A 13286-nucleotide genomic window follows, 5' to 3' on the forward strand; every position below is an offset into this window, starting at 1 on the left:
GCCGGCGGTGCCGGTTCCCCGCCTCAGATCCCGGGCGCCGCGACCGGGGCGCGGACGGCGAGCAGGTCGGTCCACTGGCGGCAGACCTCCGCCAGGCCGTAGTCGCGCCGCACCTGCTCACGGGCGAGCGTCCGGTCGGCCTCCCAGCGGTCCAGCCGGACGGTGTCGGCGATCGAGGCCGCCATCGCCGACGTGCCGGTGTGGATCCACCGCGTGTCGTAGATGGTGTCGGCGCCGGGCCAGTTCAGCAGCGCGGGCACCGCACCCGAGGCCATGCCCTCGGCGGGCGCGAGGTGGAAGCTCTCGTCGTCGCTGGTCGACAGGACGAACCCGATGCGCCGCAGCCACGCGGCCACGTCGCGGCCGTAGTCGTCGAAGACCACGCCGCCCGACAACAGCGGCGAGCGGCGGATGCGGTGGAACACCTTCTCGTAGTGCGCGCGCTCCTCGGGCTTCTGCCAGATCCACCAGTACTCCCAGGGGAGCTTGGACTTGACGAAGAGGGTGAAGCGCGGGTCGTCGCGGCGCAGTTCCTCCACCACGTCCAGGGCGAGGTCCAGGCGCTTGCGCGACGGCGCGATGCCGATGAACCCCAGGTGGTGCTCGGCGCCGGCGAGCTTCGGCCGGTCCAGCTGCCGGTCGTCGACCCAGTTGGGGATGACGGTGACCTTCTCCTTGGGCCAGCCGGTCTTGGCCAGGGTGAGGTCGGCGTAGTGCGGGCTGACGCAGATGACCTGGTCGACGCTGTCGATGTCCAGCTTGCGCGGCCAGTCGGCGTACAGCTCGAACCGGTGCAGCCGGACGACCAGGCGCTGCCCCGGCCGCTTGCGCTCGGCGTACCACAGGGCGTTCGGGCCGCACCACTCGCAGATGATGACGTCGGCCCAGTCGAGCAGCTCCTGGCCGCGCTCGGGGTCGTGCGCCTTCAGCGCCGCCCAGTGGTCGACGCGGACCTCCATGTCGGGCCGCGACCTGAGGTAGTCCAGCAGGCGGGTGAAGAACTTCAGGTCGTGCCCGGCGACGCCGACGCGCAGCTTGCGGCCTCCGGCGGCGGCGAGGACGGCCGGGTCGGGCTCGGGGAACACCTCGGCGAGGTAGCCCTTCACCCGGCGCGCGGCGGCCTCCAGGGTGTAGTCCTCGGCGGCGGCGCGGCAGCGCTCGGCGGCCAGCTCGTACAGGTCGGGGTTCAGGCCGATCTTGTCCAGGGCGGTGACGACGTCGTCCTCGGTCGCCACGAACAGCGGGTAGTCCACGCCGAACAGCCGCTCGTGCATGGGGGTGCGGTTCAGCACCACCGGCACGCCGAGCAGCCCGCACTCCAGCAGCTTGGTGGACAGCTCCAGGCTGGCGTCCAGCTCGGGGTGCCGCCACGACAGGCCGATGTCGCAGGCGGCGGTCAGCCGCATCGCCTCGGCGCGCGGGTGGCCGCCGTGCCAGACCACGCCGGGCGCGGTCTCCAGCGCGGCCTGCATGCGCGGCGCGTAGCCGGGGTCGCCGGGATCGTCGTGGACCTTGTCGCCGACCATGTGCACCTCGGCGTCCACCGACAGCAGCCGGGGCAGCCGGGTCATCTCGTAGGTGTTCCAGCGCGGCGCGAACTTGCCGGTGTAGACGAGCTTCAGCGCGCGCCCCTCGGGCGCTCCGGCGGCGCGCGGCTCCAGGCCCTCGGGCAGCACCACGACGGGCGGGAACAGCACGCTCTTGCCCGCCGTCGCCGGGACCGCGCTCTCCAGGAAGCAGCGCAGCTCCTCGGTCTGGCAGAGCAGCAGCCGCGAGGCGTCGGCGATGCGGCGCAGCTCGCCGAAGGCGTCGCCGTCGAAGTCGCCGGCCTGCTGCGGGACGTCGGTCAGGTACGTCCACAGGCGCCCGGCGAGCGGCCCGGCGGCGAGTTTGCCGGCGAGGCGGCGGCCGCGCACCACGATCAGGTCGAACGGGTCCTCGGCGTCGACCTCGGCGAGCACGGTCGCGGCCCAGCGGACCGGCATCGGGATCTGCGCGGGCAGCCGGCCGTCGGCGTGCGGGCTGCGCACGGTGACGTTCGGCAGGGCGCGCAGCGGGTCGACGAGCCGCCCGGTGCGCACCGGGGCCTTCAGGACCAGGGTGACCTCGCACCCGGCGCGGGCGAGGGTCTGCACCATGCCCTGGGCCCAGATCGCCGAGCCGTCGATCAGGTTCAGATCGACGTCGCCGTAGACGAGGGCGCGCTTCCGCAAAAGGGGTCCCACGATTTTTCCTTTCACGGGACGAGCAGTTCGGTGAGCTGGGCCGGGGTGGTGACGACGGCGTCCCACTCCAGGATCGCCAGCGTCGGCGGCGGCGCGGCGCCCCACAGCACGACGGGCAGGTCCCGGGACCGGGCCAGGCGCCGCAGGTCGTGCAGGGCCCGGTCGCGGTCGTACATGCCGGGCTGGCCGAGGTAGGCCCAGGGGCCGCCGGGCGCGCCGGCGGTGGCGTCGACCAGCAGCGCGTCCACGTCGGCGGTGCCGAGCACGATCTTGGCGTCGTGCGGGTAGAGCGGCATGACCTTGGCGTGCGAGGCGATCAGGTCGGCGGTGCCGTGCCCGAAGATCCCGGCGACGACCGCGGTCTCGCACGGGCCGGCGACCAGCAGCCGGTCCTCGGGCCGGTCGGTCTGCTCGATGTGCACCGGCTTGCGGTCGCTCTTGGCGGGCGCCGCGGTCGGGCTGTGCCGGTCCTTCCACAGCTGCATCAGCTCGCGGGGCAGCCGGGCGCCGCGCTTGGGGTTGCGGGCGGTGCCCGCCATCAGCCGCCCGACCCGCCAGGTGGTGGACGCCTCCAGCGCGGCGAGCCGCTGCTCGGTCTCCTTCAGCCGCTCCTCGCGGTCGCGCAGCGCCGCGCGCAGCCGCGCGGTCTGCTGGTGGGCCTTGGCGAGGGCGGCGGCGTCGATCGGGTCAGCCAACGAGGGACTCCATGATCACATCGGCGATACGGGGGCCGGCCTGGCCGTCCCACAGCGGCGGGGTCGAGTCATTCATGGGGGACGACCCCCCTGTACCCCCCGCGTCAACGGCAAGCGCCTTGCGTGCGGCGGGGACCAGCTCCTCGAAGGTGACGAGCCGGTTCGTGCCGTGGGTGATGGTGATGGGCCGCTCGGTGTTCGGGCGGACGGTCAGGCAGGGGACGCCGAGGATCGTCGTCTCCTCCTGGAGGCCGCCCGAGTCGGTGACGACCGCCGCCGCGCCGCGCACGGCCGCGATGAAGTCGATGTAGCCGAGCGGCTCCAGGACGTGCACGCGCGGGTGGTCGTCCAGCCCGGCGGCCAGCAGGGTGGCGCGGCCGCGCGGGTGCACCGGGATGACGACGTCGGCGAGGTCGGCGACGCCGTGCAGGTGCCCGACGAGCGCGGCGGCGGTGTCGGGGTCGTCGACGTTGGCCGGGCGGTGCATGGTCGCCAGGACGTACCGCTCCGGCAGCCGGTGCTCGGCCCGCACCCGCTCGGTGTCGAACTTGTCGAGGTTGGCCAGCAGCGTGTCGATCATCGGGTTGCCGACGAGGTGCACCCGGTCCACGTCCACGCCCTCGCGGGCCAGGTGGCCGACGGCCTCGGGGCTGGTCACCAGGCACAGGTCCGACAGCTGGTCGGTGAGGCGCCGGTTGACCTCCTCGGGCATCGTCATGTCGAAGCTGCGCAGCCCGGCCTCCACGTGGGCGACCGGGATGTGCAGCTTGGCGGCGACGAGCGCGGCCGAGATGGTGGAGTTCACGTCGCCGTACACGATGACCAGGGCCGGTGAACGCCGGATGAACTCGTCCTCCAGCCCGGTCAGCAGCGCGGCCGTCTGCGCGGCGTGCGAGCCGGACCCGACGCCCAGGTTGACGTCGGGCTCGGGCAGCCCGAGCTCGTCGAAGAACACCTCGGACATGGCCCGGTCGTAGTGCTGGCCGGTGTGGACCACCACCTGCTCGACGCCCCGCCCGGCGAGCGCGCGGATCACCGGCGCCGCCTTGACGAAGTTGGGGCGCGCCCCGAGGACGTGCACGAGCACGCGTGAAGCCGTCATGATTTCCCTTCTGTTCATCGGGGTCGCCTACGCTCGCCCGCCGTGCCGACCAAACCCACACCGAAAACGGCGGTCTACCTGCTGGGATCCGCCGGCCGCCAGCTCCGCGACGACCCCGCGCGGGCGCCCCGGCTGGCCGCCCGGGTGCTGCCCGTCCCCGCCCTGCGCCGCTCGCGCCTGGCGCTGCCCCGGCCCCGCGACCCGCGCCGCGAGGCCGCCGACCTGCGGCTGCTGCTGCGCGAACCGGCCGCGCCGCGCGCCGTCCGCCCGGCCGGGACCGAGCGGCGCACGGTGCTGCAGTTCGTCACCAACGCGCTGCCGGTCACCAACGCCGGGTACACCGTGCGCACCCACCGGATCGCGCTGGCCCAGCGGCGGCTCGGCTTCGACACCCACGTGGTGTCGCGGCTCGGCCACCCGCTCGGCCAGGGATTCGGCGACGCGCGGGCGCGGGTGGACGTCGACGGCGTCCCCTACCACCGGTTGCTTCCCTGGCTGCCCGCCGCCAATCCGGTGCGGGACGTGATCAAGGGCGCCGACCTGGCCGAACGCGTCGTCGCGCAGGTCCGCCCGCAGGTGCTGCACGCCGTCAGCAACCACCTGAACGCGGCGGTCGCGCTGGAGGTCGGGCGGCGGCACGGGCTGCCGGTCGTCTACGAGGTGCGCGGCTTCCTGGAGGACTCCTGGCTCTCGCGTGACCCCGCCCATACCGAGACCGACGAGTTCTACCGGCTGACCCGGGCGCTGGAGACGCGCCGGATGCTGGAGGCCGACGCCGTCGTCACCCTCGGCGAGGCGATGCGCGCCGAGATCGCCGGCCGCGGCGTGGACCCCGCCAAGATCTTCACGGTGCCGAACGGGGTGGACGAGGAGTTCCTGGAGCCGCTGCCGGACGGGGCGGCGCTGCGCGCCGGGCTCGGCATCGCGCCGGACGCCGTCGTCGTCGGACTGACCTCGTCCTTCTACGGGTACGAGGGCATCGACACCCTCATCGACGCCGCCGCGCTGCTGCGCGACCGGGGCGAGCCGGTGACGCTGCTGCTCGTCGGCGACGGCCCCGAGCGCGGCGCGCTGGAGCGCCGCGCCGCCGGGCACGGCGTGCACGCCGTGTTCACCGGCCGGGTGCCGATGGCGTCGGTTCGCAGCTTCCACGCGGTCCTCGATGTCTTCGCGGTCCCCAGGAGGGCGGACCGGGTTTGCCAATTGGTGACGCCCCTAAAACCTCTGGAGGCGATGGCAGGGGGAATCCCTGTAATAGCAAGTGATGTCAAGGCTCTTCGGGAAATCGTGGAACCGGGCGTGACAGGCACGTTAACTCTTCCCGAAGACCCGGATGCCTGGGCGGATTCCCTGTCCCGGCTGATTTACAGTCCCGAACTAAGACGAAAAATCGGACAGGCCGCACGGGAGTGGGTCGGCGCGGAACGCACCTGGCGGGCCGTCGCCACCCGGTACCGGCAGGCGTATTCGAAGCAATGATCATCAACGTGAACTCGCGAAGGGAGCCACCGGGTGGATCTGGTGGTCATCGGGCTCGGCTATGTCGGGCTGCCGCTGGCGCGTGAGGCCAGCGCCGCCGGCCTGAAGGCCGGCGGCCTGGACCTGGACGCCGCCGTCGTGGAGGGCCTCGCCGCGGGCCGGTCGCACATCGACGACGTGGCGGACGCCGAGGTCGCGGCGATGCTGGGATCGGGCTTCACACCGAGCACCGACGAGAGCGTGCTGGACGGCGCGCGCACCGTGGTGATCTGCGTGCCGACGCCGCTGTCGGAGGACGGCGGCCCGGACCTGGCCGCGGTGAAGGGCGCCGCCGGGGCGATCGCCCGGCACCTCAGCCCGGGGACGCTGGTCGTGCTGGAGTCGACGACCTACCCCGGCACGACCGACGAGGTGCTGCGGCCGATCCTGGAGACCTCCGGGCTCACCGCCGGCGAGGACTTCCACCTGGCGTTCTCGCCCGAGCGCATCGACCCGGGCAACCCGGTCTACGGGGTGCACAACACCCCCAAGATCGTGGGCGGCCTGACGCCGGCCTGCGCGTCGGCGGCGGCGGCGTTCTACGGCAAGTTCGTCGAGCGGGTCGTGCAGGCCAAGGGCACCCGCGAGGCCGAGATGGCCAAGCTGCTGGAGAACACCTACCGGCACGTCAACATCGCCCTGGTCAACGAGATGGCGGTCTTCTGCCACGAACTCGGCATCGACCTGTGGGACGCCATCGACTGCGCCGCCACCAAGCCCTTCGGCTTCCAGGCCTTCCGGCCGGGGCCGGGGGTGGGCGGGCACTGCATCCCCATCGACCCCAACTACCTGTCGTACAAGGTGCGTTCGCTGGGCTACCCGTTCCGGTTCGTGGAACTGGCCCAGGAGATCAACGACCGGATGCCCCGATACGTCGCCGACCGCGCCCAGCAGCTCCTCAACCGCGAGGGGCGGGCGCTGAAGGGCGCCAAGGTGCTGCTGCTCGGCGTCACCTACAAGGCAGACATCGCCGACGAGCGCGAGTCGCCGGCCCGCCCGGTCGCGCGGCGGCTGGCCCGGCTCGGCGCCGACCTCAGCTTCCACGACCCCTACGTCACCGAGTGGCGGGTGCGCGACACCGAGGTCCGCTTTGCCGGCACCGACCTGCCCGCGGCGCTGGAGGAGGCCGATCTGGTGGTGGTGCTGGCCGACCACGCCGAGTACGACGCGGCGCTGCTGGCCGGCCATTCCCGGCTCCTCTTCGACACCAGGGGACGAACCCGGGGAATTCAGCAAGAAACCGTTGAACTACTGTGACCGGCCCTTTGGTAAGCGATTCCACGATCGGCGACGCCATGCGTACGCCCGTCGTTAACCCGCCGGGCACCTGGAATTCTCCCGTCACGGGCAAGAAGGACTATCGGCACCCTTCCGGAGTGAGTGGAATGCGGGTCTGCGTTTGCACCGTCGTGCACCATCCCGAGGACGCCCGGATCCTGCACCGCCAGATCCGGGCGCTGCTCGACGCGGGCCACGAGGTCACCTACATCGCGCCGTTCCGCGCCTGCAACGTGACGCCGTGGCGTGAGATCAGCCCGGTGGACGTGCCGCGCGCGACCGGCCGGCACCGGCTGCGGGCGCTGCGCGCCGCGCACCGGGCGCTGGTCGAGCACTCCGCCTACGCCGACCTGGTCCTGCTGCACGACCCCGAGCTGCTGGTCGGCCTGCCCAAGCAGGTCAGCCGCCGCACGGTGGTGTGGGACGTGCACGAGGACACCGCGGCGGCGCTCTCCGCCAAGGGCTGGGTGCCCGGCCCGGTCCGGCCGCTGCTGCGCCCGGCCGTCCGGCACCTGGAGAAGCGCTCCGAGCGGCGGCACCGGCTGCTGCTCGCCGAGGAGGGCTACCGGGACCGGTTCGGCGGCGAGCACCCGGTGGTGCCGAACACCACCTACGTCGCCGACCTGCCGCCCGGCCCGCCCGACGACCGGCGCGCCGTCTACGTCGGGCACCTGTCGGTCGCCCGCGGCGCACTGGACATGATCGAGATGGCCCGGCTGCTGGCGCCCGAGGGCGTGCAGATCGAGCTGATCGGGTCGGCCGACGCCGACGTGCGGCCCGCGCTGCGCGACGCCCAGCGCGAGGGCGTCCTGCGCTGGTACGGGTTCGTGCCGAACGACCGGGCGCTGCGCATCGCCGAGGGCGCGATGGCGGGCCTCGCGCTGCTGCACGACGAGCCGAACTACCGGCACTCCATGCCCACCAAGGTGGTGGAGTACATGGCGCACGGCATCCCGGTCGTCACCACGCCGAACCCGCCGGCGGTCGGCATCGTCGAGCCGGCCGGCTGCGGCATCGTGGTGCCGTTCGGCGACCCGGCGGCGGCGGCCGACGCGGTGCGCAAGCTGCGCGCCGACGCCGAGCTGCGCACCGGCGCGGGCAAGCGCGGCTACGAGGCCGCCCGCGCCCGCTACCACTGGCCGGTGCACGCCGAGCGGTTCGTCGCGCAGCTGGAGACCTGGGGCGGCCGCTCCCCGGCGGGGCTGCGCGAACCGGTCTAGAGCAGACTGTCTCCATGCAGCTGTTCACCGACTGGCGGACCTGGGAGCAGGCCCGCGCCGGCCTGGCGGCGGACGGCCGCCTGGACCAGGCCGCGCTCGCCTTCCTGGACGCCGCCGCGGCGGCCGCCCGGCGCTGGCACGGCGACCAGGAGCGGCCCACCGGCGCGCCCTACACCGAGCACCTGCTGGAGGCCCTGGAGGTGCAGGCGCGCGGGGCCGGCGTCACCGACCCGGCCGTCCTCGCCGCGACCCTGCTGCACGACGTGGTGGAGGACACCGCCGCGACCGTCGCCGAGGTCGAGGCGGGGTTCGGGGAGCGGGTCGCCGAGCTGGTCGACTGGGTGACCAAGCCGCCCGCCGCCGGGCAGGGGCGGCAGGCCAAGCGCGCCGCCAAGGCCGCCTACCTGCGGCGGCTCCGCGACGCCCCGCCCGACGCGATCCTGGTGAAGCTCGCCGACCGGGTCAGCAACGTGCAGACGCTGGACGCGATGCCGCGCGACTTCCAGGGCCGCTACTACGCCGAGACCGTCACCTACATCATGCCGCTCGCCGCCGCCGAGCCCTGGTACGCCGCGTGGTACGCCGACTGGGCCGAGCGGTTCGCGCATCTGCGCTGACAAGATGCCGCCATGGAACGCGAATGGGTCGTGGAGGAGAGCGTGGCGGTCGGCGCCGCGCCTGAGGAGATCTACCGGGCGCTGCGCGATCCGCGCCGGATGCGCCAGTGGAGCCCCGAGCTGTTCGCGGTGTGGGTGCGCGGCCGCGAGGTGGTGGAGGGGACCCGGTTCGTCGGGTTCAACCGGCTCGGGTGGCGGGTGTGGTTCACCAACTGTGAGGTGACGGCGGCCGTCCCCGGGCAGGCGTTCGCGTTCCGGGTGTCCAGCTTCGGGATGCCGGTCGCGCTGTGGGGCTACCGGATCGAGGGGACGGGCGAGGGCACCTCCCGGCTCGCCGAGTACTGGGAGGACCTGCGCCGCGACCACCGGGGCGCGGGGCTGGTCTCGCTGCTCGGCAAGGTCTTCACCGGCGTGCCGGCCGCGGAGCGGGCGCGGGTCAACCGGGCCGGGATGCGCGCGACCCTGGCGCGGATCAAGGCGTCCCTGGAGTCGCCGCGTGACGGAACACGCGGATGACAACAAAATAGGTACCTGTTCTAATAACCGGGTGACGACCGAACTCCACACGATCCAGGGGGAAAAGGTCGCGTTACCGCTCGCGGTGCGCGACGCCTCCGTCGCCTCGGCCATGTTCGCCGTGCCCGCGCGCGCCGCGCAGGCCGTCATCGCCTACTCCGGCCTGGAGGCCGCCGCGTGGCGCGGGCGGGCGGTCTGCTCCCTGGCCTTCGTCCGCTACGCCGACGGCGACCTCGGCGCCTACCACGAGTTCGCCGTGGCGTTCCTGGTCCGGCACCCCGACCGGGAACGCGGCGTCGGCGCGTTCATCCACTGGCTGCCGGTCAACCAGGAGTTCACCCTGGAGGCGGGCCGGTCGATCTGGGGCTTCCCCAAGGAGCTCGCCGACATCCCGATGGACCTGTCGAGCCGGATCAAGCGGTGCGCCGTGCGGATCGGCGGCCGGACCGCGATCGAGGTGGCCGTCCGCCCCGGGCCGCCGATCCCGGCCCGGGGCGGCGAGCCGGCCGTGGACGCCTACTCCTGCCTGGACGGCGTCACCCGGCGCATCCCGTGGAGCCTGCGGCCCGGCGCCGTCCGGACGCGGCCCGGCGGCGCGACCGTCCTGCTCGGCGACCACCCGGTGGCCGAGGAGCTGCGCGGCCTCGGCCTGGACCGCGCCCGCGCGCTGACGAGCAGCAGCGTCGGCCGGCTGTCGATGACCTTCGGCGGCGCCGAGGAGGTGCGCGCATGACCCGCCGCACCGCCCTGGTCACCGGCGCGGGCAGCGGGATCGGCGCGCTGGCCGCCCAGCGCCTCGCCGCCGCCGCGTGGGACGTCGTCGCGATCGACGTGGACGAGGCCGGCCTCGCCCGCACCGCCCGCCGCTCCCCCAACGTGCACGTGCGCGTCTGCGACGTCACCGACGCCGCCGCCGTCGACAAGATCGCCGCCGAGGCCGGGCCGGCGCAGCGGGTGGTGCACGCCGCCGCGATCAGCCCGCTCGCGCCCGCCATGGACCAGCCGCTGGAGGAGGTCGAGCGGGTGCTGCGCACCAACCTGCTCGGCACCCTGCACGTCGTCCGCGCCACCCTGCCCGCGATGCTGGCGGCCGGGCGCGGCGAGCTGATCCTGTTCTCCTCGCTGGCGGCGATCGCGCCCGGCCGGATGACCTCGGCCTACGCCGCGGCCAAGGGCGGCATCAACGCCTACGCCGGGTCGCTGGCGGTGGAGTACGGCGGCCGCGGCGTGGCGATCCGCTGCGTCTGCCCGGCCCAGGTCGACACCCCCGCCTACCGCCGCCAGGCCGCCGAGCACCCCGCCGCGACCGGCAACGCCCGCGGCATGCACGCCGGCGTCGTGCTGGACGCGGTCGACCGGTCCCTGGCCCGCGACGAGCTGTTCGTGTTCCCCGGCCCGACGGCCCGCTTCGCCTCGGTCGCCTCGCGTCACCTCCCGCGCACGTTCCGCTGGATCCAGGACCGCTACACCGCCCCCGCGGACTGACCCGCGCGGGCCGGCCCGCCCGGAGCGCCCGCGCCCTGGCCTGTTCAGGTCAGGGCGCGGGCCGTTTTTTCTTCCGCAAGTCACCGGAAGGCTGTCATCACATGATCGATTTCTGAGATGCTCGTGAGGTGATTCGTGGTGATGTGACCGCAGTGCAGCAGGCCGCGCCGGATCGCGGCGCCGGCCAGTCCTGACCTGATCCGACCCGCGACCGGAAGGGACCCCCCGTGTCCGTTCCCGACCCAGGTGCGAACGCCGGGCCCGCCCCCGGCGAGGCCCCCCGGCCCTTCACCGGCCCCGTCTACCAGGCGCCGCCCGAGCAGGACGAGCCCTGGCTGAGACCGGCCCCGCCGCCGGCCCGCCCGGCCCGCCCGGCCGCCAAGGTCCCCGGGACGCGGCGCCGCTTCGAACGGCGGGTGATGCTGCTCGGCGCCGGCTCCGCGCTCGCGGTCAGCGTGCTGGTCGCGGGCGGGTTCAGCCTGCTGCGGGACGACGACGGCGGGCGGCCCGCCCCCACGGCCGCGCCGTCCCCGTCGGCCACCGCCCGGTTCAACCGCCAGGTCCCGCCCGGCTGGTCCGACCGCGCCGCCTGGCAGGCCGCGATCCGCCCCGGCACCCGCCCGGCCATCGCCGACGGCGGCATGGTCGCGCTCGTCACCAACGACCGGCGGCTGCAGCTGCGCCACGGCGCGACCGGCGCCGTCATCTGGACCACCGCCGCCGCGCTGCCGCCCGACGCCGCCGGCGAGCCGGTCGCCACCCACGCCGACGGGCGGCCCGTCATCGCCGTGCAGGCCGGGCAGCGCCTGCTGCTCTGGCCGGTCAACGGCACCGGCGCCGACCCGCTGACCCTGGACCTGCCGGACAAGGCCCGGCTGAGCTGGGCCGGGGACGGCCCGCTGCTGACGCTGCCGGGCCGCGAGGCGGCCCTGGTCAGCGGCGGCCGGATCGTGCGGGTCACCCTGCCGGGCCAGGCCGTCGCCATGGCCGTCGACGGCACCGGCGTGCTCGCCGCGACCGGCAAGGGGCTGTGGTGGCGGGTCGCGCCCGGCGCCGCCCCCGTCAAGATCGTCCCCAAGGCGCCGGCCGGGGCGCGCGCCGTCACCCGGGTCGCGGCCGCCGGGCACGGCACCGTGGCGCTGGTGTGGTCGGCCCGCAAGGGCGGCGACGCCGTCGCGGCCCTGCACGACGCGGTGTCCGGGCAGGTCAGGGCTGCCGCGGCGGCGCCCGCCGCGCAGCTTCGGGCCCCGGTCTGGGCGCGCGGCGCCGACGGGGCCGCCGCCGCCCTCGGGCCGGTGCTGTTCGACCTCGGCCGCCCCGCCGCCGTCGCCCGGCCCGGGTTCAGCCCGCTGACCGCCGCCGGCCCGACCCTGTACGGGCGGATCGGCAAGCGCCTGGTCGCCGTCCCCGCCGCCGCCCCGGCCGCCCCCGCCGACCTCCCCCAGGGCACCGCGCTGCCCTGGGGCATCGCCGCCGAACGCGTCATCGTCGCCGACCGCACGGCCGACGGCGTCGCCCTGTTCGCCCTCCCGCCCCGCTGAACCGAACGAGAAAGGAACCTGATCCCTCGTGTCTGCACTCAGCTCGACCAGGCGAGGCCTGGCGATCGCCGCGCTCAGCGCCGGCCTGGCGGGCCTCGGGCTGCCCGCCTTCGCCGACGCCGTGGTGGCCGCGCCGCACACCGCCGCCGCCCCCGCCCAGTTCGGTGTCGTCGACCCGCTGATCGACCCGCTCCCGCCCGCCTTCCCCACGCCCTACGGCCTGTCCCCGGTGCCCGGCCCGCTGCCGGCGCCCGACCAGGGGCCCGCCGGGCCGGGCGCCACCGCCCCGCCGGCGGCCGGGACCGACCCGACCGTCGACCCGACGCTGCCGAGCACCCCGAGCCCGGTCCCGCCGGTCCCGCCGGCCGAGCCGAAGCCGGTGGAGCCGAAGCCGGCCGCGCCCGCGCCGACGGTGCCGTCCGAGCCGGCCACGCCCACGGTGCCGACGGCGCCGAGCGAGCCCGCGCCGACCAAGCCGGCCGAACCCTCCGGCAAGCCCGACAAGCACCCCAAGCCGCCCAAGACGGGTAAGGACCCCAAGCCGAGCGAACCCACCACGCCGCCCGAACCCGCCAAGCCGAGCGAGCCGGCCCGGCCCGCCGAGCCGGAGAAGCCGGCCGACCCCAAGCCCGCCGAGCCGCCCGCGACGCCGGCCGAGCCCGCACCGGCCGAGCCCGCGCCGACCAAGCCGGCCGAGCCGACCGAGCCGAAGCCGGGCGAGCCCGCGCCGGGCGAGCCCGCGCCCGCCCCGAAGCCGGACCCCAAGCCGGACCCGGAGCTGCCGCCGCCCCCGGCCCACGAGCACCCGCCCGCGCCGCCGGCCGAACCGCCGGCCCCCGCCCCCGTCCCGGACAAGGGCGGCGACAAGCCCACGCCCCCGGCCCCCGACCCCGCGCCCCACGCGCAGGCCAAGCCGAAGGCGCCCGCCAAGCCCGCGTCCAAGCCCGCCGTCAAGCCCGCCGTCAAGCCCGCCACCGGCCACAAGGCCCCGGCGAAGCCCGAGCCCAAGCCCGCCAAGGTCACCAAGGTCGCCAAGACCGCCTGACCGGCACCCGGAGCCCCGGCCGTCCGCCGGCCGGGGCTCCGGCA

12 protein-coding genes are annotated in these 13286 nt (G+C 75.0%); 9 read left to right on the forward strand and 3 right to left on the reverse strand.

Features of this window, described 5'->3' with window-relative positions:
• Positions 1 to 23: 23 nt before the first annotated feature.
• The 3 genes from ACRB68_RS26420 to wecB form a co-directional block, all read right to left on the reverse strand.
• Positions 24 to 2138, reverse strand: a complete 2115-nt coding sequence (locus ACRB68_RS26420; protein ID WP_235960226.1) for a glycosyltransferase — start codon at positions 2136 to 2138, stop codon at positions 24 to 26.
• A gap of 98 nt (positions 2139 to 2236) precedes the next feature.
• Positions 2237 to 2920 (reverse strand): hypothetical protein, encoded by a 684-nt coding sequence (locus ACRB68_RS26425; protein ID WP_153536854.1) that lies wholly within the window; start codon positions 2918 to 2920, stop codon positions 2237 to 2239.
• On the reverse strand, positions 2913 to 4022 hold the full coding sequence (wecB, locus tag ACRB68_RS26430; protein ID WP_235959886.1) for a non-hydrolyzing UDP-N-acetylglucosamine 2-epimerase: 1110 nt from the start codon (positions 4020 to 4022) through the stop codon (positions 2913 to 2915). Before wecB ends, ACRB68_RS26425 begins: the two co-directional genes overlap by 8 nt.
• Before the next feature lie 42 nt (positions 4023 to 4064).
• Here wecB and ACRB68_RS26435 point away from each other — a divergent pair, with 42 nt between their 5' ends.
• From ACRB68_RS26435 to ACRB68_RS42145, 9 genes are all read left to right on the forward strand, one after another.
• Positions 4065 to 5501 carry a glycosyltransferase family 4 protein gene (locus ACRB68_RS26435; RefSeq protein ID WP_328594810.1) on the forward strand — a complete coding sequence of 479 codons (1437 nt, stop codon included), beginning with the start codon at positions 4065 to 4067 and terminating at the stop codon, positions 5499 to 5501.
• 33 nt (positions 5502 to 5534) lie between these two features.
• Positions 5535 to 6797, forward strand: a complete 1263-nt coding sequence (locus tag ACRB68_RS26440) for a nucleotide sugar dehydrogenase (RefSeq protein WP_328594811.1) — start codon at positions 5535 to 5537, stop codon at positions 6795 to 6797.
• A gap of 128 nt (positions 6798 to 6925) precedes the next feature.
• Complete coding sequence (locus ACRB68_RS26445; protein ID WP_153537880.1) at positions 6926 to 8038, forward strand: glycosyltransferase; 1113 nt, start codon at positions 6926 to 6928, stop codon at positions 8036 to 8038.
• A gap of 14 nt (positions 8039 to 8052) precedes the next feature.
• On the forward strand, positions 8053 to 8655 hold the full coding sequence (locus ACRB68_RS26450; RefSeq protein ID WP_153536858.1) for an HD domain-containing protein: 603 nt from the start codon (positions 8053 to 8055) through the stop codon (positions 8653 to 8655).
• Positions 8656 to 8667: 12 nt separating this feature from the next.
• A complete protein-coding gene (locus ACRB68_RS26455) occupies positions 8668 to 9171 on the forward strand; it encodes an SRPBCC family protein (RefSeq protein WP_153536860.1) in 504 nt (167 codons plus the stop codon).
• Positions 9172 to 9202: 31 nt separating this feature from the next.
• On the forward strand, positions 9203 to 9904 hold the full coding sequence (locus tag ACRB68_RS26460) for an acetoacetate decarboxylase family protein (protein WP_328594812.1): 702 nt from the start codon (positions 9203 to 9205) through the stop codon (positions 9902 to 9904).
• A complete protein-coding gene (locus ACRB68_RS26465) occupies positions 9901 to 10656 on the forward strand; it encodes an SDR family NAD(P)-dependent oxidoreductase (RefSeq protein WP_153536862.1) in 756 nt (251 codons plus the stop codon). The genes ACRB68_RS26460 and ACRB68_RS26465 overlap by 4 nt, the downstream gene beginning before the upstream one ends.
• A gap of 227 nt (positions 10657 to 10883) precedes the next feature.
• Entirely contained in the window at positions 10884 to 12197 is a 1314-nt protein-coding gene (locus ACRB68_RS26470; protein WP_153536864.1) for a hypothetical protein, read from the forward strand.
• A 28-nt stretch (positions 12198 to 12225) separates the two neighbouring features.
• Positions 12226 to 13242: a hypothetical protein gene (locus ACRB68_RS42145; RefSeq protein WP_153536866.1), complete on the forward strand. Its 1017-nt coding sequence runs from the start codon at positions 12226 to 12228 to the stop codon at positions 13240 to 13242.
• The last annotated feature ends 44 nt before the right edge of the window (positions 13243 to 13286 follow it).

Source organism: Actinomadura macrotermitis, assembly GCF_009604375.1.
GTDB lineage: Bacteria > Actinomycetota > Actinomycetes > Streptosporangiales > Streptosporangiaceae > Spirillospora > Spirillospora macrotermitis.

Coding starts and splice junctions, on each gene's coding strand:
- ACRB68_RS26420 (WP_235960226.1), bottom strand. CDS start 2,138: ATGGTGCAGACCCTCGCCCGCGCCGGGTGCGAGGTCACCCTGGTCCTG.
- ACRB68_RS26450 (WP_153536858.1), top strand. CDS start 8,053: ATGCAGCTGTTCACCGACTGGCGGACCTGGGAGCAGGCCCGCGCCGGC.
- ACRB68_RS26455 (WP_153536860.1), top strand. CDS start 8,668: ATGGAACGCGAATGGGTCGTGGAGGAGAGCGTGGCGGTCGGCGCCGCG.
- ACRB68_RS26445 (WP_153537880.1), top strand. CDS start 6,926: ATGCGGGTCTGCGTTTGCACCGTCGTGCACCATCCCGAGGACGCCCGG.
- wecB (WP_235959886.1), bottom strand. CDS start 4,022: ATGACGGCTTCACGCGTGCTCGTGCACGTCCTCGGGGCGCGCCCCAAC.
- ACRB68_RS26465 (WP_153536862.1), top strand. CDS start 9,901: ATGACCCGCCGCACCGCCCTGGTCACCGGCGCGGGCAGCGGGATCGGC.